The following is a 19,890-nucleotide window of genomic DNA, read 5'->3' as shown; positions in this document are numbered from 1 at the left end:
TTATAGGGGGCGCGCTGCGTCGTGTACCGACGAGCGCCGTACGACCGAGATGGCTGTCCCTATCGGTGTGCTGAACCATGTGTTTGATCTCGAACGCCCAGACTATGTGCGCGTCGCGTGATCGCGGATGCTTCCGAGGCTCACCGCGCTTGCAAGCCGATTCATGCTACTCAGTCCCACGCTGGCTGAATGGCCAAATTCAAGCTTAGTTCAGGATCTCCTGCAGACGGGCGCTCATGGTGACTTGGACTTTAGGGTCGACTCCGGCAGAGGGGCCACCTCCAAGGTATTTCTCGGCAATCTCCTCTGTAGCCAAAATCTCCTGAGACGATCCCTGTAGTACGATGCAGCCCATTTCTATTACGTAGGCGCGGTCAGACACTTTAAGACTCTGTCGCGCATTCTGCTCGGAAAGAAGTATACTCAAACCGGCATGACGCAGTTGGGTGACCAAGCGGAAGATCTCGCTAACCAGCAGGGGGGCAAGGCCAAGCGAGGGCTCATCCAGCAGCAGGTAGCGTGGGCGGCCCATCAGCCCTCGTGCGATCGCCAGCATCTGTTGCTGTCCGCCAGAGAGGTTGCCGGCTGCCTCTCCCATACGGTCCTGTAGCGTGGGAAAGAAGTGGCAGCTCTCCGCGATCCGCTCCTGCAGCGCGGCGGCGTCTCGCATCTCCTCGCTCGCATAGGCGCCGAGGATGAGATTGTCCTTCACCGACAATCCGCCGAAGATTTGCCGTCCCTCCGGCACATGGGCGATACCTCGGCGTACCCGACCGCGTGGCGAGAGCCCGTCAATCCGCTCACCATCCAGTAGAATACTGCCACCGCGGCAGGGAAGAAGCCCCGAAACGGTGTTCACCAGCGTTGACTTGCCGGCGCCGTTAGCGCCGATCAGCGCTACCACCTCCCCTGGCTGGACCTTCAGGCGGCATTCCCGCAGCACTACGTTCCGACCGTAACCGGCGGAGATCCCGTGCAGCTCAAGCACTAGCCACCTCCTCGTCGCGCCCGACATAGGCTTCAATCACACGCGGATTGCCCCGAATTTCGACGGGCGTGCCGTCGGCCACCACGCAGCCCGCATCCAGCACCACGATCTGGTCGGCAATGTTCATCACCAAGGCCATGTTGTGCTCCACCACCATGATCGTGACGCCATTGCCCCGCACGGCTCGGAGTAGAGCGGCGAGCTCGACCGTCTCCGTGTCGTTCAGCCCGGCAGCTGGCTCGTCCAGCAGCAGCACGCGAGGTCGGGCCATTAGCGCACGGGTTACCTCCAGCATCTTCTGCGCGCCCATGGGCAAATCGGTCGCAGCCGCATCGCGGAAGGCGGACAGGCCGACGAGGTCTAGCAACCCCTCCGCCCGCCGAGAAAGGGCCTGCTCCTCTCGCCTGGCGCCACGCAACCAAAGCATCTGCGCGAGACCGGAGGAGTGCTGGTGCATTCGCGCACCGGCCAGTACGTTCTGAAGCGCCGTCATTCCTGGGAAGACGCGGGCAGTCTGAAAAGTGCGGACCAACCCACGCGCAGCGATGCGCGCGGCGGGGCAACCCGTCAGCGTCTCGCCAAAGAGGCGCGCCTCGCCGGAACTCGCCGGGTAGAAGTTTGTGATTAGATTGAAGATGGTGGACTTGCCCGCACCATTCGGGCCTATCAGCGCGCAGAGGCTCCCCTCCGGCACAGTGAAGGATGCGTCATTTAGCGCCAGGACACCACCAAAGTGCTTGGACAGGTTGATGGCTTCGAGGGCGGTGCGTGTCATACGCGTGTCTCCGTTGTCTCCCGTGTCGCCAGCGGCCTCGGCAAGGATGAAATCGGCCTCATCCATCCGGCCAGCATGACCAAGCGTCCGTAAATGCCTTCCGGCAGAAATCGGAAAGCGAGGACCAGCAGGGCGCCCTCGGCTAGCAGTCGGTAGGTGGCGAGCGGCTGGAAAAGTGTCGGCAAGAGCGTCAGCATAGCCACGCCCAGCAAGCCGCCGACGAGCGTCGCCTCCCCGCCAAGGACCAGCATTGCGATGAGTTGGAAGGAGCGCATGGTAGAGACCATGTCTGGTGAGAGGAACTGAAACTGGAAGGCATAGAGGCTGCCCGCAAGCGAACCGAGCAGAGCGCTGAGCACCATTGCGGTCACTTTGATGTGCCCGACGCGCATGCCAAGTGCCGCAGAGGCACTCTGATCCGCGCGCACTGACATAAGCGCGCGGCCGAAGCCGGAGCGCAGCCCGCCGGCGAGTAGCAGGACCAGCAGCACGACAGCCGCGAGGACGAGGTAATACATCCGCTGCGGCGTATCGAAGGCGAGCGGCCCAACCTCCAGGATTGGAATGCCGACGAAGCCGGACGGGCCGCCGGTCAGATCCACCAGCCCGATTGCAAGGGAGTCGATCAACAGCGCGAAGGCGAGAGTGGCAAGCGCGAGATAGTGGCCACGGAGTTGCATCGTCACCAGCGCAAGCACCATGGCGCAGATGCCCGAGAGCAGCAGCGCGGCCAGGATGCTGAAAATCGGTGACCATCCATAGGTAGCGGAGAGGATGGCCGCCGCATAGCCGCCGATTGCCATGAAGCCGGACTGCCCAAGGCTGACCTGTCCGGCGAAACCCATCAGCACGTCCAGACCCAGCACGGCGATGAAAACAATCAGCGTGATCGAGAGTGACTCCATCATGCCGGGTGGCAGCGGCAGGAAGGGAGCCGAGGCCAGTAGGGCGAGCAGCATCAGCCCCAGAGTGACAGAGGCCGCGCTGTCGAAACGCACCAATGATCGGTGGGCGTGCTGGTCGACCCGTACATCGGTGCGCTGCGGTCGCCCGACGCTGAACATGCCGGAAGGGCGAAGCACGAGTACCGCGAGCAGCAGGACTAGGGCGAGGGTAGTGGAAAAGATCTCAGACAGGTAGCCGGCAGCGAGTTGCGTCGCGACGCCCAGCACCAGACCGCCAGCGACGGCACCTACGAAGGAGCCTATCCCTCCGATGGCCACGGCGATAAAGCCGAAGGTGGTGTAAAAGCTGGCTGTGTCGAACTGCATGGAGGCGATGGGTGCGATCATCACCCCCGTTACGGCCCCTATCAGTGCCGCAATGGCCAAGCTGAGCAGCATCATGCGCGGCACGTCAATGCCCATCAGCCGTGCGGCCGTGCCGTTCTCGGCACAGGCGCGCAGGGCGCGGCCGGTGCGCGTGCGCTGCAACAGGTACCAGAGCACCCCGGTCATCACCACACAGGTACCCAAGACCCAGAGTCCCTGGGAGGGGACGCGCAGCCCGGCGACCACGACCGGTGCCTCGCCGGAAAAGGGCGGCATGGCATAGGGCTGACTGCCCCAGAGAACGAGTACCAGCCCCTCGAAGAAAATCAGGAGCCCCGCCGTCAGCATCAGCGTGCTACTGGGCGGCAGGTTGGAGATGGCAGGCAGCAGGGTAAAAGACCCGAGTAGGACCACCACCCCGACGGTGACAAGTGCCGCCCCCGCCAGAGCGAGCGGGACCGGCAGGTCCAGCACCGTCTGGAGCAAATACATGGCCATCGCCCCTAGGACGCAGAAGGCGCCCTGCGAGAGGTTAACGATGCCTGTGACGCGATATACTAGCGAAAAGCCAAGCGCGATCATCGCGAAGACGCTGCCCTGCAGCAGGCCGCCGATCAGGATCTGAAGAAAGGTGCTCATAACGGGGCGTTATGGGGTCAAGGGCTCGCCGCCCGGCCGGCTCACCACCGTCCAGAGGCGCGCGGCAGGGTCCCAGCGGGTGACGACAGCGTTGGCTATGCCGAGCCCGCGGGAGGGCACTTGACGGAAGTCGTAGATGCCGCTGATGCCCGCCCAGCCGGTCAGACCCTCCATATGCGCCTTGACCTGCGCGGCCGTGGCACCGGGGCCAAGCTTCTGCAACGCCTCCACCAGCAGGTTGGCGGCGTCCCAAGCGAGCGCGGCCCGGTTGTCGATCCCGATCTTCGCCTCGTTCATTGCCGTATAGAACCGCTGCTGCGCCTGCTCCACCCCGGGCTCGTAGGTGAGGCGGCCCTCATGCGGCGGAAAGAGAGAGGTGGCGATGTAGAGCTCACGCGGGAGGAACTCGGCGTACTGGTCCATCTGTTCAAAAATCTGGTTGCCGTTCGTGGTCATTACCGGGATGTTCAGCCCCGCTTGGACGATGCCTTTGAAAACGGTGGCGATTGGGCCCCCGGTGGTCCAGGTGACCAGAACCTGCGGGTCGGCGGCGCGGATACGCTCCATCTGTGCACTGACGCTCACGTCGGTCTGGTTGAAGCGGGCGTTCTCCACGATCTGAATGCCAGCGTTATCCGGCATTCGCAGGGCAGCGTTCACGCCGTTCTGGAAATCCTGTCCAGTAGCATCGGTGGAGGAGATCAGTGCTACCCGCGTCCAGCCTCGCGAGCGGAAGTAGCGGAAATCTGCAGCCAGCAGGTCATGGGTAGAAGTACCGGAGGAGTACATATAGCCACCGGCCGCTGGCTGGATGGCCGGCGACAGACAGTATGTGAAGGGCCCGTTGCGAACCAGCGGCACCATGGCGTTGCACATGGCCACGAGGGAAGAGCCAAGCAGCACGGCCGGCCGCTGTGCAACCGCCGCGTTGGTTAGCTGCACCGTCACCTGTGGGCTGCTCTGGTCGTCACGGTACACGAATTCCAGCTGACGGCCGCCAACCCCGCCATCCTTGTTCACCTGCGCCTGCAGGGCCTGAAGCGTGCGCTGTTGCCCCTGGCCCAGGAAGGCACCATTGCCTGTTAGCGGCAGAATGACAGTCACCTGCAACGGCGACTGGGCCCGGGCAGCGCCGGCAACCAGCATGAGCAGCATCAGCGCGGCGAGGCCGACACGTCGGCCTTTGTGGAACGGGTTCATCGTCTCTTCTCCCTGCGCCGCGCACTCTGTGGCGCGCGGTCTGCATATCTGGATAGCGGGTACGGGTCGCTGAGGAGCGACACCGCTCGAAAGCACCGATCTTTTCAGCTTTCAGCGATGTGTGGCACCGCCATCCACAGCGATGGCTTGGCCGGTCACGAAGGCGGAGGCGTCGGACGCTAGGAACAGCGCCGTGCCGATCAGGTCCTGCGGGGTTTGGGACCGCGGGATGCACTGCGTGGCCGCGATGGCGGCGCGCTGCTGTGGCGTCACCGTCGCTCGCTCCACCTCCGTGAAGGTCGCGCTGGGCAGAATGGCGTTCACTGTCACCCCGTCCGGCCCCAGTTCCCGCGCCATGGAGCGGGTCATCCCAATCACGGCGGCCTTGGAGGTAACGTAGTGTAGGTAGTTAGGCCGCCCCATAGAAACGGTGGAGGAGGAGAGATTTATGATCCTCCCACGTCCGGCCGCCCGCATCGGCGCCGCGACAGCGCGCGCGCAGAGAAAGGTTCCCGTGACGTTGACGCGCATCACCGCGTCCCATTCCTCCAGCGGGATCTGTTCGAACGGCCGCATGGCCAAGGTAGAGAAGATGGCGGCGTTGTTGATCAGCGCGTCCACCCGGCCTTTGCGGTCCATCACCTCTGCGACGAGGCGATCGACGGAGGCGGCGTCGGAGACGTCCACGGCTCGAGCGATGGCCTCGTGACCAGCCTCCTCAATTTCCCGCGCCACGGCATCGCCGCGCGCCGCGTTCATCTCGGCAATTACAGGGACCGCGCCAGCCGCGGCAAAGGCCTTGGCGAAGGCGCGGCCTATCCCCTGACCCGCGCCGGTGATGATGGCCACATGGCCTCGCAAATCGAATGCGTTGCCCACGTCCGGGCGGGTAGCCGTTATAACGGTCATTGGGCGCTTCCCCGATCCATCTTGAACCGCCGGTCTGGCGAGTGCCAGACCGTTCAACGTCAAATATCAGGCGAGATGCTTACGAATTTGACCTGCGTGTAGGCCAGCAGCTCGTCGATGCTCTCCTCCCGGCCCAATCCGGACTGCTTTAAGCCACCGAAGGGCAGAGCGAGGAAATGATCGGAGCTGCTGTTCACCCAGACCAGCCCGGCCTTGATGCGTGATACGGTGCGGTGTGCCCGCACCACGTCCCGCGTCCAGATCGATGCTGTAAGCCCGTAGTCCACGGCACTGACCGCCTCGATTATCTCGCCCTCGTCCTCCCACTTCAACACGGAAAGAACGGGGCCGCTCCGCGCGGTTCTGGATGGCGGGCATGGCGTCGTCTCTCCTGCTGGCTAGAGGCGGAAGGATTCGAGCGAGGCGGGGTGGAAGAGGTCCTCGGGCGCGAGGCGGCGGGAGGAGAGGCCCTGGGCGTGATGGGCCGCGAGGAAGGTGTCGATGCCCGCGCGGTTGGCCTCCAGCCCGTAGGACCAGAAGTCTTCGCCCATCAGGGCGCGGGCCTGCTGCAGTCGCTCCTCCACGAAGGGAAGCGTGACCTTGGTGGCGGCGGTGTTGGAGAGGCGCGCGAGCGCGAAGGCCTTGGCTTCCTCGAAGGCCTTCACGAGTGCGCCGGGGAGGTAGCGGTGCTGTTCCGCCACGTCCTTGCGGATGCCCAGCACGTGCATGATCGGGAAGATCCGGTGCTTGCCGTACCATTCGGAGGCGGCGGCGACAGGGTCGGACCAGAGGCGGCCCACCTGGGGGTGGCCGCGCTCGAAGCAGGAGGGGGCGCGGGGGCCGATCACGGCGTCGATGGTGCCGTCGGCCAGCGCCGAGGAGATGGTGGCGCCAGCGGGGAGGCTTTCCAGGCGGACCTCGGCGGGCAGCTTGAGCGCGATCTTCTCCTCGCGCCCGGGATGCTCGTAGCCACCGCGCACCCAGGTGATGTCGGCGGGGCGCACGCCGTATTCCTCGAGGATGGCGCGCACCCAGACATTGGCGGTGAGCTGGTACTCGGGCACGCCCACGCGCTTGCCGCGCAGGTCCTCGGGCTTCGCGATGCCGCGGTCCGTGCGGATATAGACGGAGGTGTGGCGGAAGGCGCGGGAGGGGAACACGGGCACGGCGACGTAGGGGCAATCCCCGTTCGCGGTTTTCACCGTGTAGGAGGAGAGCGACAGCTCGCAGATGTCGAAGTCCGCGTACTTGAAGGCGCGGAAGAAGATTTCCTCGGGGTCGAGGATGGAGAAGGCTGGGTCCACGCCATCGATGCGGACGTTGCCGTCCACCAGCGGGCGGATGCGGTCGTAGTCGCCGATGGCGAGCGAGAGGCGGAGAGCGGACAAGCGGTGGCTCCTAGGCGCGGGGGGCGCTGGCGGCGGAGGCGAGGATGGCGACGAGATCGTTCTCGGCCGCCGCCGCCGAGCCGTAGCGGGGTTGGGTGGTGACGAAGGGCGCCTCGGCGTCGTGCGGGTTGTAGATTTCCAGGAAGTAGCGGCCGGAGCGTTCGTCGCGCACGGGCTCGATGCGGATCAGGGCCATGGGTGTTCCCCTTTATTCCGGCTGGATGCCGGCGGCGCGGATGATGGCGGCGTTGCGGGCCTGCTCGGCCACCATGAGCTTCGCGAAGTCGGCGGTGCTCTCGATGATCGGGGCGCAGCCGATGGCGGCCAGGCGCTGCACGACCTCGGCGTCGCGCAGGGCGGCCTGGGTGGCGGTGCGGGTGGCGTCCACGCGCGCCTCGGGCAGGCCCTTGGGGCCCCAGATGCCGCACCAGCCCTCGAACAGCATCTCGGGCTGGCCGGCTTCGCCGATGGTCGGCGTGTCGGGCATGGAGGAAAGGCGCGCGGGGGCGGTGACGGCATAGGCGCGGAGCTGGTTGCCCTGGATCATCGGCAGCACGGCGCCGACTGGGGCAAACATCAGCGGCACGGCGCCCGAGATGACGTCGTTGATGGCGGGGCCGGTGCCCCGGTAGATCACAGTGGTGACCTCCACCTCCAGGCGCTGCCCCAGCGCCGCCGCGCCGAGATGGCCGACGGAGCCGAGGGACGAGCAGGCGAAGGTGAAGTCGTTGGGCTTGCTCTTCACCGCCGTGAGAAGCGCGCGGGGATCGGTGGGCTGCCCGGCCTTCATGCCGCCGACGAGCACATAGGGGATGCTGACGGTGCGGCAGACCGGGGTGAAGTCCTCGACCGCGTCGAAGGGAACGCCGCGCTGGACTAGCTTGAGGATCGGGTGGACCTCGTTGGAGTAGAGGAGGGTCTGGCCGTCGGAGGCCGAGCGCGCCACCTCCTGCGCGCCGATCGCGCCGCTGGCGCCGGAGCGGTTCTCGATTACGCAGGTCTGCCCCAGGCCTTCGCTGAGGCGGTGCTGCAGGAGGCGGGCGGTGACGTCGTTGGTGCCCCCGGGAGCGTAGGGGACCACCAGCCGGATGGCGCGGGACTGCGCGCGCGCCGCCGCAGGGACGAGGGTGGCCAGGGCGGCAAGGCCGAGGACGTGGCGGCGCGCTGGGGCGGCTGGGTTCATGGTTTCTCTCCCGTTTCTCGTTGCGCCCATCATGGCGTGGCCTGGTGGCGCAGCGCCACCTCCCTTCCCGTTCGCGCGGATTCGAGAAGGCACAGGCAGATCTCGGCGGTGGCGAGGCCCCAGGCGCCGTCGTGCAGCGGGGGCGTGTTGTTGAAGATGGCGGCGTGCAGCTCGTCGATCACCTCCGCGCGCGGGACGTCCGGCGGCGGCAGCGGGTCGAAGTGCCTGCCATGGTCGGCATAGACCATGACGCCGGAGGGCGTGGGGCGGAGGTCGGCGCGCTCGCAGGAGGCGATGACCAGGCCGAAGTGGTTGTAGGCGGGGGGCGGCGGCGCGTTGCGGGCCTCGGCGGCGCCGCTGCCGGTCCCGTAGGCGCGGCGCTCCTTCAGGGCGGCTTCCTCCTCCGGGGAGGAAACGGCGCGGAGCGCGGCGCGGGCGGTGCCGTAGGCGGCCGGATCGCGCCGCGCGCCCATCTCGCCGATCCAGTCCTGGAACTCGTCCGTGTCGAAGTGGCCGTGGCCGTTGTAGGTGAGGGTGGCGGACAGGCCCTCGCCGAAGTCGAGCAGGGCGTTAAAGGCGCCCTCCGTGCCGCGGGCGCGGTCCCACACCGTGGCGGTGGCCCGGATGGAGCGCGCGGGGCGGCCGGCGAGAAGGCGCGCGACCTCCACCTGGTGCGGCGCCTGGGAGAAGATGGCGCCGCCGCCCTGCGCCGTGTCCAGCTCCTCCGGGCGGCGGGGGCGGTAGAGGTAGTCGGTGAAGTTGAGCGCCGTGACCATGCGGATGGCGCCGTATTCGCCGGAGCGGATGATCTCGCGCGCGCGGAGATAGGGCGCGTCGAAGGAATGGCTGTGGCCGACGAGGAGGTGGATGCCGCCCTCGCGCGCCGCGGCGATCATGGCGAGGCCGTCCTCCACGGTCAGCGCCATCGGCTTCTCCACCAGCACGTGCTTGCCGGCGGCCGCGGCGGCGCGGACATGGGCGACGTGGAACTGGTGGGGTGAGGCGATGTAGACGGCGTCGAGGCCGGGATCGGCGCAGAGGGCTTCCACGCTGTCGTGGGTGCGCGCGCCGAAATCCTGAGCGAAGCGCGCGCGTGCCTCGGGGCGCGGGTCGGCGCAGGCGGCCATCTCCACGCGCGTGTCGCGCGCAAGGGTCGGCAGCATGAGCATGAAGGCGCGGCCGAGGCCGGCGACGCCGAGGCGGATGCGCCGCACGCCTAGAGCTCCAGCACGAGGCTGTCGGTCCTGGCGCGGGAGACGCAGATCATGAGCGCCGTCTTCTGCTCGGCGGGCGTGAGGACCATGTCGCGGTGGTCCACCTCGCCGGCGGTGTAGCGGGTGCGGCAGGTGCCGCAGGTGCCGCTCTCGCAGGAGGAGGGGAGCTTGCGGCCGTGGGCGCGCAACACCTCCAGGATGGTGGTGCCCACGGGAACCTCGAGCGGGTCGCCATCCGCGCCGAGGCGTATGGTGAAAGGCTTGTCGTCGGCGCGGGGGCGGACGAGGTCCGAGCCGAAATCCTCGAAGTGGACGCTGTTCTCCGGCCAGTGACCGGTCATGTCGCGCACGGCGTCCATCAGGGGGCGCGGCCCGCAGCAGTAGATGTGGGCCTTGGTCGGCTCCTCGAAGACGGGCCAGAGGTCGTAGGCGTTGGCGGGGTTGCCTTCGTCGTGGTGGATGACCACGGCGTTGCTGCCGGCGAAGGCAGGGTCGGAGAGTTCCGCGTGGAACGCGGTGCCGGCGGTGTGGCGCGTGAGGTAGAAGAGGCGGAAGGGCTTGCCGCCGGTGGCCTTGAGATAGCGGATCATCGCCAGGATCGGCGTGATGCCGATGCCGCCCGCAACGAAGATGTATTCCGGGGCGCTCGTGTCCAGCTCGAACAGGTTGCGCGGCGCCGAGACGTCGAGCGTCGCGCCCTCCGCCGTGTTGTCGACCAGCGCGACGGAGCCGCCGCGGCCGCCCCCCTCACGTTTAACGGCGATGACGTAACGGTCACGCTCGTGCGGGTCGTTGCAAAGAGAGTAGTTACGCATCGCCCCGGACGGGACGCGCACGGAAAGGTGGGCGCCGGGCGTGAAGGGCGGCAGCTCGGCGCCATCAGGGGCGCGCAGTTCGAAAAGGTGGATTCCGTCGGCGGCAGGCTCCGCGCGGGTTACCCGGAGGGGCATGAATTCGCCTTCGGCGGGCGCTTCGAGCATGGGGCGTGTTCCTCCTGGCGGCCTCTGAGGACTGCGTATAGAACATACTTAGAAGACTAAGCTTCACTAAGCAAGAGTGTTTCCCGAAAATCACCTGCATCACGTTTCGTGGAGGTGTGCCGGGGGCGCTCATGGGCTTGTGCCGACGGAGGAAGATCCGCGTGCTTCTCGCTTGACGTAGAGAAGCATCAGCATAAACTTAGCGCTCTAACTATTCACCGGGCCTGCCTAGCCCATCGGGAGAACGCGTCCCATGCTGACCGCCGCCGAGAACGAGACCCTGTGCCGCGTGGAGGGCGATGCGCCGATGGGGCGCCTGATGCGCCGCCACTGGGTGCCGGCCCTGCTGTCCGAGCAGGTGGCCGAACCCGACGGCAAGCCGGTGCGGGTGACGCTGTTCGGGGAGAAGCTGGTGGCCTTCCGCGACAGCGAGGGACGGCCGGGCGTGCTCGGCGAGTTCTGCGCGCACCGCAAGGCCTCGCTCGCCTTCGGGCGCAACGAGAACTGCGGGCTGCGCTGCCTGTACCACGGCTGGAAGTTCGACGTGGAGGGCAACGTGGTGGACATGCCGTCCGAGCCGAAGGAAAGCAGCTTCGCCGACCGGGTGAAGCAGAAGGCCTATCCCGTGCGCGAGGGCGGCGGCTTCATCTGGGTTTACATGGGCAAGCCCGGGGAGATGCCCGAGTTCGAGCAGCCGGCCTGGGCACCCACCCCCGGCGCGAGTGTCTCCGCGCTGCGGATCGAGCTGCCCTGCAACTGGGCGCAGATCATGGAAGGGCAGATCGACAGCGCGCATTCGTCCTCGCTGCACTCCTCGGACATGCGGCCGGCGCGGGGCGATGCCGCGGCGCTGGACACGCACTGGGTGCGGCCCTCGACCGACAAGAACCCGCGCATCCAGGTGCAGGTGACGAATTACGGCATGCGCTACGCCGCGATCCGGCGGCCGATCATGAACGCGGCCACGCAGGATTACGTGCGGATCACCACCTTCGTCGCGCCCTTCACGGCGCTGATCCCGCCCAACTCCACCTACAACGTGGCCAGCGTGATCGTGCCGCGGGACGACACCAGCACCTATTTCCACTTCATCGCCTGGACCGAGGAGGGCCGCGAGAACATCTCGGCCGAGGCGTGGCGGAAGTTCTGCGTGACCGAGGTGGGCGTGGACGTGGACGCCGACTTCCGCCCGATGAAGCGGCACGCCTCCAACGACTACCTTCAGGATCGCGAGGCGATGAAGGGCGGCAACTCCTTCACAGGGATCCCCGGCATCCCGAACCAGGACATCGCGATGTGGGAATCCATGGGCGCGATCGCCGACCGCACGAGCGAGCGGCTGGGGGCGAGCGACATCGCGGTGATCCAGTTCCGCCGGATCATGCTGGACGCGGTCGCGCGGCACGAGGCCGGGTCCGAGCCGATCGGGCTGGGTGCGCCGCACCTGCCGCAGGGCAAGCTCCGCTCCTACCAGGGGGTGGTGCCCAAGACCGCGGACTGGCGGACGCTCGGCGCCTCGGAGGAGGAAGCCCACTACCTCACGGGCATGGAGGAGGAGCCGGAGGAGCGGGAAATGGCCCAGGCGGCGGTCGCCTGAGCCCGCCGCTCTCCACGGCGATCCGGGCACCGGCGGCGGAACCGCCGGCGCCCGCGGGCACGCGCATCGACCCCCTGCCCTTCGACGAGAGCGTGGGTTTCCTGGTGCGCGACCTGAACCGCGCGATTCAGCGGCACCTCCAAGCCCGGCTGCAGCCGCATGGGGTCGCGCCGGGGGCCTGGTACTTCCTCCGCGTGCTGTGGGAGGAGGACGGGATCACCCAGCGCGACCTCGCGCGGCGCGTGGGTATGATGGAGCCGACCGCCGTGATCGCGCTGCGCGGCATCGAGGCGGGGGGATGGATCCACCGCGTGCGGTCGGAAACGGATAAGCGGAAGGTGCACATCTTCCTCACCGAGGCGGGGCGCGACTTGCGGGAGGTTCTGGTGCCGGAGGCGCACCAGGTGAACGCGCTGGCGACGCGGGGGCTATCGGGGGACGAGGCGCGGATGCTCAAAGCGTTGCTGCGGCGGGCACGGGGGAATTTTCCGCTGCAGGACTGAGGGGAGAAAGGCCACGGGTGTGTTTCGGCACCCAACTGGGACCCAACTCTAAATAGTTCGTAACCTGTTGGATCTACTTGCAGATCAGGCCACGTGCTGGGGTCCCCATTGGCGTCGATCGAACCCCCGCTCTTTGAGCAGATTCAGAAGCAACCTCAAAGACATAAGGCCAATTTTTGTGGGGTCCCGGTTGAATGCTTATCCATAGCCCTGGCCAAGTTGTGTGGCGCTTGCCCCATCCCAGCTCTAGGAGCGTGTCTCGGTAACGGCTGAATTGGATCGACAGGTGGGGCGAGCGGCGATTCGCTCGGCGGCATGACGAAGAGATTTCGGCCTGGAAGGTGGACGAGGTCTGGCTGCTGCCGCCCTCGGTGCAGGAGTTCGTGCCCCAGGGGCGTCCTGCGCATCAGGTCCGCGACAATGTGGTGGAGGAACTCGATCTCTTCGCCATCCTTTCGGCCTACACGGAGCCCCGTGGTTATTCGCCGTACCACCCGGCGATGATGGTGGGGCTGTTGCTTTACGCCTACCGCCGTGGCGTCTACTCGTCGCGGCGGATTGCGCGCGCCTGCGAAGGTTCGAAGCACTGCTTCGAACCGCGACTTCCAGGCGGTGACGGCGCTGAACCGGTCGGACTTCCGCACCATCAGCGAGTTCCGCCGGCGTCATCTGGCGGCGCTGGCCGCGCTCTTCGTGCAGGTGCTCACCTTGTGCCGACGCGCCGGCTTGGTCGGGCTCGGCCATGTCGCGCTGGACGGCACCAAGCTGCGGGCCAATGTCTCCAAGCACAAGGCGATGAGCTACGCCCGGATGGGCCTGGCCGAAACCGAGCCGGCGGCCGAGGTTGAGGGCTGGCTGGCGCAGGCCGAGGGAGCCGACGCCGAGGAGGACGCCACTCTCGGGGCCGAGCGTCGCAGCGACGAGATGCCGGATTGGATGCGCGACAAGAGGCGCCGCCTGGAGCGGATCCACCCCGCGAAAGCGGAGCTGGAGGCCGAGGCACGGGTCGCAGAAGCCGCCAAGCCGGATCCGGGGACCAAGGCCGATGGCTCGCCGTGCGGGCACCGTGGGCGCAAGCCGAAGCGTGCACCTGGCGTACCGAACCCCAGTGCCCAACGCAACTTCACCGACCCGGAGAGCCGGATCATGAAGGGCCGCGACGGCTTCGTGCAGGCCTACAATGCGGGTCCCGCGGTGGACGCGACGGCACAGGTGATCGTGGCGCATCACCTGACCAACAAGGCCTCCGACCAGGACGCCTGTCTCGTCTCGGAACATTGTTGGGATCCGGTCGGCTTGGCCATTGTAGACTACGCTTGTTGCTTTGAACGCCTGAAGAGCGCCGTGCAGGGAGGCAAGTAAGCCATGCTCCAGATGCATGGCAGAGCGCTGGATTATGTTGCACAGGGTGGCCGCCGTCCGCACCAGGGCTGGGCCTGTTCGAGCTGCGCTGACAGCCGCAAGAGGACATCTTCCCGGCCAAACCCGCCGACGAATTGCACACCGACCGGCAGGCCCTCGCGGCTCATGCCTAGCGGCAGCGAAATAGCGGGCTGGCCGGTAACGTTGAAGATTCCCGTGAAAGGCGCGAAGTCCCGCACCTTCCTCCGGTGCTCTGCGTAGCTGTCGTCTTGTTTGCGCAGCGTGCCAAGCGGGGGCGGAACCTGCGCCAAGGTTGGGGTGATCAGGACGTCGTACCTATCGAAAAATCGAGCAATCCGGCGGCTAACGCCGTGCAGTGCATTGATTGCGCCGGCGTATTCAGCAGCCGTCGTTCCGCGCGCGGTCTCCGCCGCCGCCCAGGTGAGCGGTTCCACGTCCCCACGCTCCGCATCACGGCCGAGGGCCATGGCCCTCTGCAGGATGGCGAGGCGTATATGCGTGGCGATAACGAGGTTGCTGCAGGCGAATTCGTCCATCGAGAAATCGGGCTGGTCCACTTCTACATGGTGGCCAAGCGACGCGCAGAGCGCCGCAGCCTGCTCCGTCGCGGCCATGCAGTCCGGTTCGGTTTCCGGGCCGCCTGCGAAGCGGGTCGTGAATGCCATGCGCAACCGCCCGGGGTCGGCGCCGACTTCGCAGAGAAAGGGCCCTGCCGGCGTGGGCGCGGCGTAGGGGTCGCCCGGTGCTAGGCCATGTGTTGCGTCGAGCAGGGCGGCGCTGTCGCGCACGCTGCGGCTCAGCACATGAGCCACGGAGTACCCGCCCCAGCCCTCGCCTGCGAAGGGGCCTGAAGGAGTGCGTGCCCGCGTCGGTTTCAGCCCGACTAATCCGCAGGCTGAGGCGGGTGCGCGGATTGACCCACCTCCATCGGTGGCGTGGGCCGCCGGCACCATGCCTGAGGCAACGGCGACCGCCGATCCACCGGAGGAACCAGCTGCGCTGCGCTCAAGGTCCCATGGATTGCGCGTCGCCCCCGTGAATAGGGGCTCCGTCGCCGGGGAGAGGCCAAACTCGGGCGTGTTGGTCTTCCCAACGATGACCAACCCGGCCCGGAGGTACCGCTCGACGATGGTACTTGATTCTGTGGAGACGTAACCCGCGTAAAGGGCGCTTCCATTGGTCAGCCGCGTGCCAGCCAGATGCGTCGATAGATCCTTCAGGAGGAAGGGAACGCCGCAGAGATGGCCCTCTACCGGCGATTGCGCCGCGAGTGCCGCGCCATGCTCCGGAAAGGACGCCGTCAAGGCATTGAGCGCCGGGTTTAGGCGCGCGATCCTCTCGGCTGCCGCCTCGGCGACCTCACTCGCGCTGACCTCACGCCGTTCTATTAGCTGGGCGAGGCCGACCGCATCAAATGATCCGTACTCGCTGAAGGCGGCCACCGGCTATCTCCTAACCCGGGTTGCGGCAACAGGCAGTTGATCTCGCCACGCTCCAGATGCTTAGGTTACGAAGTAACCAGGAGGAAGGCAATGCAGCGTCGCAATCTGCTCTTGGCAGCGTCCTCAGGACTGCTCCTGCCCTCGGTCGCTCGGACGCAGGCCAGCAAGGTTTTGCGCTTCATCCCTCAGGCGGACCTCTCGGCCACGGACCCGCACTTTGTAGCCAACTACGTCACGCGCAATCACGGCTACATGGTGTTCGACACCCTTTACGGTCTGGACGCGCAGTACCGGTCGACGCCGCAGATGGTGGAAGGTCATTCGGTCGAGGAGGATGGCCGCCGGTGGCGGCTGGTAATTCGGGAAGGAATGACATGGCACGACGGCGAACGGGTGCTGGCCCGTGATTGCGTGGCCAGCATACGGCGCTGGGGAAGTCGTGACTCGTTCGGACGGCTGCTGCTCGACGCTACCGAGGAAGTCGCCGCGGCGGACGACCGCACCATCGTCTTCCGGCTGAAGCGACCGTTCCCGCGCCTGCCAGACGCGCTCGCGAAGTCGAACCCACTGATGCCAGCAATGCTGCCAGAACGACTGGCCCGCCTCCCTCCCTCCGTGGCCCTGCCCGAGGTGATCGGCAGCGGACCTTTCCGCTTTGTTCCAGGCGAGCGAGTGCCGGGAGCGCTCGCCGTCTATCACCGCTTCGCGGCATACCGCGCGCGGGAATCGGGCGACGCGGTTGCGACCTCCGGGCCGAAGCGGGTCCATGTTGACCGGGTAGAGTGGCACACCATGCCTGATCCATCCACGTCTGCGAGCGCCATGCGTTCAGGTGAGATGGATTGGTGGGAGTACGTGGCACCTGACCTCACATCCAGCCTGCAACAGGCCCGCGGCGTGCAGGTGCGGCAGCTGGATCCGGCCGGCTCCATGCTCATCATGCGGCTCAATCACCTAAACCCGCCCTTCAATAATCCTCGTATCAGGCGTGCCCTGCTCCGAGCCATCGACCAGCGCGAAATGTTGCAAGCAGCCGTGGGCGACGAACCCTCGATGTGGCAGACGAATGTTGGTGTCTTCGCGCCGGGCACGCCGCTGGCCAATGATGCCGGCATGGAACCCCTGACCGGACCGCGCGATCTCGACCGAGCCCGCAGAGAAATCGTTGAAGCTGGCTACGCTGGGGAACGTGTGGTGCTGATCGTGCCAACGGATTTCCCGACCTTCCGTGCACTGGCCGACGTGGGCGCCGACATGATGGAGAAAATCGGCCTCAAGGTCGATTATCAGGCACTCGACTGGGCCACCGTGTCACAGCGCCGCACCCGCCGGGAGCCGGTCGATCAGGGCGGCTGGAGCTGCTTCTTCAGCGGCGGCGCAGGAAGCGACTTCGTCAACCCCATCATCAACACGCAGCTCGTCGCCAACCCGGACACTGCCTTCTACGGGTGGCCGGACAACCCGCGCGCCGAGGCGTTACGGCTTTCCTGGCTCGATGCGCCAGATCTCGCGGCTCAGCGAGCGATCGCGGTGGAGATGCAACGGCTGGCGCTAGAGGATGTGCTCTACATCCCACTTGGCCAGTACCGGCAAGTCACGGCGCAGCGCGCGAACGTCACCGACGTGGTGTCCGGCTTCCCAGTCTTCTGGAACCTGCGCAAGAACTGACACGCCTCGCACCGCCCGCGAGATTCAAAGGAGCAAGATTGTGTCCGACTGCGTTCAGACCAGGAGCCGCGGCCACTGCGATCCTCGCTTCGCCGCCATCCGACAAGCCTTTGAGGAGAACTTCGCCCACCGCGGCGAGGTTGGCGCTAGTGTTGCAATCGTGCACCGGGGTGAGTTGGTCGTCGATCTCTGGGGTGGCTCGCGCGACGCTGCGGGAACCCTGCAATGGGACGCGGACACTCTAGTCTGCGTCCAATCGGTCACGAAGGAGGTTGTCGCGCTAGCCCTGCACATCGCTGCGGACCGGGGCCTTGTTGATCTGGACGCGCCCGTCGCGCGCTATTGGCCAGAATACGCTTCAGCGGGCAAGCAGGACACCAAGGTAAAATGGCTACTCGACCACCGTGCCGGCGTGCCGGTGGCGGCCGATGCCACACCGGGGATGGCTTATGACTGGCTGCGGATGACCGAAGCGCTCGCCCGTACCCAGCCACTGTGGGAGCCTGGCACCACCCCTTGTTACCACTCCGCCAATTACGGCTTCCTTGTGGGCGCGGTGCTGTGGCGCGTCACCGGCATGATGCCGTCGGCCTTCATCCGCGAGCATGTTGCAGGGCCGCTCGGTATCGAGTTCTGCATCGGCCTACGACAGGAGGAGGAGGCGCGTGTTGCCACCTTTCTTGGTGCATCGGAGCACGTTTCCGCGACATGGGTAGCGGCCGGGGACGACAACATCTTTGGGCGCAGCTGGCGGATTTTCTGGCCCGACGAGGACTATAACAGCAGCGACTGGCGCCACACCGAGATTCCGTCCGTGAACGGGCACAGCAACGCCCGGTCGCTGGCTCGGATCTGTGCTGCCATGGCCGAAGGCGGAACGCTAGCCGGCGTGCGTCTGCTTTCGCCCGCCGCTATGACGCGAGCGGCTGAGATCCAGTGGACCGGCACGGACGCGATCGGCCGCTACCTTTCCATGTCGCTCGGCTTCATCATGACGACACCGAGCTTCCCAACTACCGGACCGCGCGCCATCGGTATGTCCGGCGCCGGCGGCGCCACGGCCTTTGGCGACCCGGACCGCCAGCTCGGCTTCGCCTATACGATGAACTCGATGTATCCGGGGCTGGAGCGCAGCACGCGCTCTGCCGCGTTAGTGGAGGCGCTGCAGAGCTGCTGTGTATAAGCGATCGCTTCAGTGCCGTCCGGACCAGCGCCAGGCCGAGAATTCCGACCTGCACATCGGCGCGTGTGTCTGAGGCATAGTGACAAGACTCCCTCGCCTGGCGCAGCTATAATCTTTGCGCGGCGAGGGAATTGCTGCCGGATCGAGCGGCGCCATGAATTTACTGCAGAAAACGCTGTTCGGTCCAGCGGGCGATATAATCAAACATGTTCCGCACGCTGTTGCGGTACGCATCCGGGTTTGGGTCGCATGGAATGCAAGGTGTAAAGCCGTGAGTGGCGCCTTCAACGAAAACCAAACTCTTATCGGTGCTGCGGGCCGCGTCAAACTCCTCCTCGGAGTCCCGAATGAACAGGTAACCTGTCATTCCCATGACCAGCAACGGCTTGCTGATGACACCGACCGCGCAAATTGTGGAGTTGTTCGATGAGCAGTGATCGATGCCGTCGAAGGAGTTCGTGGAGCGGACGGCCTGCGTGCTGAGGTAAGAGCGGATCGAGAGCAACTTGGTGCCCCGATCGAAGCTGTTTGTGGTCGCGTAGGTCTCCAGTTCTGGCGGGCTGACGGATTGGACAACCTGCCTTACGACGCTGCCGTCGTTCTGGAGCAACTGCTGTGATCGGAGCGTCCGCCGAAGCGGTGCCGCTGTATCCAGACTATGCAGCTGCGAGGCTCCACCTGGACCGGGCCCAGGGTTACCCCCGTGCGGGATGACGACAATGTCGTTGTCGGGATAGGGTCCACGTCCTTCGGCGATCCGCTGCCGACGGACCAGTATATCGTCGGTGAGCCGGTTCATACGGGCCGATTGCGCGGCATAGTACCGGGCCTGGAACTCCGCAGAGTAGTGCGAGGACCCATTTGGGTTGTAGCCATTAGCCGAGTTGTAAGGATCCAGGCTCGAGTCAAACTGTCCGGGCGCCTCGCTTATCGTGGCGCCATTCAAGCTTCGCAGCAAGATCACGGGAACGCCGGGATGTGCGTCCGCCAGGATCAAGGCGTCAGCTGCGGGCAATCCCGCCAGATCGTCTCGGCATGGGACGAGCTTACGCGAATCCTGACAGAACGCGGTGCCAGCCTCCGCGACGGCCTGATAGAAGCTGAGCGTCGGGCCGCCCCCGCTATGCCCCAGTAGGACGATGCTGCGGATACCGGGCTGCCTTCGCAGGAAGGCCATGCCTTCCTTTACGTCGAGCGCGATGCGATCCCAATCCACAAGCAACTCATTGTTGATGTAGCGCGTGTTCATGCACAAGGCTGCGAATCCGCGTCTCGGCAGCTCTGTGCATCCAATGTGCCGAAGATAATCCGAAGTTCTATGGACGATGAGGAACGCCACATGAGGATTTCCTCCTTCCGGTTGGTAGTACACACCTTGCGCTGCACCGAGCGGAACATGGCTCGATGTGGGTTGAGCCTGCGCCATTGATGCAAACCCTGTCGCGGCCAGGACCGCCATGCAGGCAATACGCAGTCTTTGGTACATGAAACCTCCTGTGATCGGGACCCGGCCATTGAGTGAGCCGGTCTCCATGCTTCAGACAGTCAAGCTCCTCAGGCTTCGCAT

Annotated in this window: 16 protein-coding genes and 2 pseudogenes; 5 read left to right on the top strand and 13 right to left on the bottom strand. The window is 66.0% G+C overall.

Annotated features, from left to right (window positions below; genetic code table 11):
- Nucleotides 1-205 precede the first annotated feature (205 nt).
- From D9599_RS28085 to D9599_RS28035, 11 genes and pseudogenes are all read right to left on the bottom strand, one after another.
- Nucleotides 206-988: an ABC transporter ATP-binding protein gene (locus tag D9599_RS28085; protein WP_309228736.1), complete on the bottom strand. Its 783-nt coding sequence runs from the start codon at nt 986-988 to the stop codon at nt 206-208.
- Entirely contained in the window at nt 981-1,763 is a 783-nt protein-coding gene (locus D9599_RS28080; protein ID WP_198384597.1) for an ABC transporter ATP-binding protein, read from the bottom strand. Before D9599_RS28080 ends, D9599_RS28085 begins: the two co-directional genes overlap by 8 nt.
- A complete protein-coding gene (locus D9599_RS28075; RefSeq protein ID WP_198384596.1) occupies nt 1,760-3,673 on the bottom strand; it encodes an ABC transporter permease in 1,914 nt (637 codons plus the stop codon). The genes D9599_RS28080 and D9599_RS28075 overlap by 4 nt, the downstream gene beginning before the upstream one ends.
- Nucleotides 3,674-3,682: 9 nt before the next feature.
- Complete coding sequence (locus D9599_RS28070; protein WP_198384595.1) at nt 3,683-4,873, bottom strand: ABC transporter substrate-binding protein; 1,191 nt, start codon at nt 4,871-4,873, stop codon at nt 3,683-3,685.
- Between the two features lie 111 nt (nt 4,874-4,984).
- Nucleotides 4,985-5,782: an SDR family NAD(P)-dependent oxidoreductase gene (locus D9599_RS28065; RefSeq protein WP_198384594.1), complete on the bottom strand. Its 798-nt coding sequence runs from the start codon at nt 5,780-5,782 to the stop codon at nt 4,985-4,987.
- Between the two features lie 59 nt (nt 5,783-5,841).
- Nucleotides 5,842-6,120: pseudogene (locus D9599_RS28060) on the bottom strand (aldehyde dehydrogenase family protein); the annotation flags it as partial.
- Nucleotides 6,121-6,180: 60 nt separating this feature from the next.
- On the bottom strand, nt 6,181-7,170 hold the full coding sequence (locus D9599_RS28055; RefSeq protein ID WP_198384592.1) for an ABC transporter substrate-binding protein: 990 nt from the start codon (nt 7,168-7,170) through the stop codon (nt 6,181-6,183).
- Between the two features lie 10 nt (nt 7,171-7,180).
- Entirely contained in the window at nt 7,181-7,366 is a 186-nt protein-coding gene (locus D9599_RS28050) for a hypothetical protein (protein WP_198384591.1), read from the bottom strand.
- Between the two features lie 12 nt (nt 7,367-7,378).
- On the bottom strand, nt 7,379-8,353 hold the full coding sequence (locus D9599_RS28045; protein WP_198384590.1) for a tripartite tricarboxylate transporter substrate binding protein: 975 nt from the start codon (nt 8,351-8,353) through the stop codon (nt 7,379-7,381).
- A gap of 29 nt (nt 8,354-8,382) precedes the next feature.
- Nucleotides 8,383-9,567, bottom strand: coding sequence for a Gfo/Idh/MocA family oxidoreductase (locus D9599_RS28040; RefSeq protein WP_309228735.1), 1,185 nt, complete (start codon nt 9,565-9,567; stop codon nt 8,383-8,385).
- A 2-nt stretch (nt 9,568-9,569) separates the two neighbouring features.
- The gene (locus tag D9599_RS28035) at nt 9,570-10,547 is read right to left on the bottom strand and encodes a PDR/VanB family oxidoreductase (RefSeq protein WP_198384589.1); all 978 of its coding nucleotides are present in this window, start codon (nt 10,545-10,547) and stop codon (nt 9,570-9,572) included.
- A 253-nt stretch (nt 10,548-10,800) separates the two neighbouring features.
- Here D9599_RS28035 and D9599_RS28030 point away from each other — a divergent pair, with 253 nt between their 5' ends.
- The 3 genes and pseudogenes from D9599_RS28030 to D9599_RS31700 form a co-directional block, all read left to right on the top strand.
- Nucleotides 10,801-12,144, top strand: coding sequence for a Rieske 2Fe-2S domain-containing protein (locus D9599_RS28030; protein ID WP_198384588.1), 1,344 nt, complete (start codon nt 10,801-10,803; stop codon nt 12,142-12,144).
- A gap of 104 nt (nt 12,145-12,248) precedes the next feature.
- On the top strand, nt 12,249-12,647 hold the full coding sequence (locus tag D9599_RS28025) for a MarR family winged helix-turn-helix transcriptional regulator (RefSeq protein ID WP_198384587.1): 399 nt from the start codon (nt 12,249-12,251) through the stop codon (nt 12,645-12,647).
- 326 nt (nt 12,648-12,973) lie between these two features.
- A pseudogene (locus D9599_RS31700) lies at nt 12,974-13,907 on the top strand (transposase); the annotation flags it as partial.
- Between the two features lie 134 nt (nt 13,908-14,041).
- On the opposite strand, the gene D9599_RS28010 reads toward D9599_RS31700, so the two are convergent.
- The gene (locus tag D9599_RS28010) at nt 14,042-15,472 is read right to left on the bottom strand and encodes an amidase (protein WP_198384584.1); all 1,431 of its coding nucleotides are present in this window, start codon (nt 15,470-15,472) and stop codon (nt 14,042-14,044) included.
- Nucleotides 15,473-15,562: 90 nt separating this feature from the next.
- On the opposite strand from D9599_RS28010, the gene D9599_RS28005 reads away from it, so the two are divergent.
- Nucleotides 15,563-17,140 carry an ABC transporter substrate-binding protein gene (locus tag D9599_RS28005; protein WP_198384583.1) on the top strand — a complete coding sequence of 526 codons (1,578 nt, stop codon included), beginning with the start codon at nt 15,563-15,565 and terminating at the stop codon, nt 17,138-17,140.
- 40 nt (nt 17,141-17,180) lie between these two features.
- Nucleotides 17,181-18,323 (top strand): serine hydrolase, encoded by a 1,143-nt coding sequence (locus tag D9599_RS28000; protein ID WP_198384582.1) that lies wholly within the window; start codon nt 17,181-17,183, stop codon nt 18,321-18,323.
- Nucleotides 18,324-18,483: 160 nt separating this feature from the next.
- Here D9599_RS28000 and D9599_RS27995 read toward each other — a convergent pair whose 3' ends face one another.
- Nucleotides 18,484-19,809: a S9 family peptidase gene (locus D9599_RS27995; RefSeq protein ID WP_198384581.1), complete on the bottom strand. Its 1,326-nt coding sequence runs from the start codon at nt 19,807-19,809 to the stop codon at nt 18,484-18,486.
- Between the last annotated feature and the right edge of the window lie 81 nt (nt 19,810-19,890).

The sequence above is a fragment of the Roseomonas sp. KE2513 genome, assembly GCF_016107305.1.
Taxonomy (GTDB): domain Bacteria; phylum Pseudomonadota; class Alphaproteobacteria; order Acetobacterales; family Acetobacteraceae; genus Roseomonas.
The sequence above is the reverse complement of the archived record's forward strand: the minus strand, read 5'-3'. Positions and strand labels throughout refer to the sequence as shown.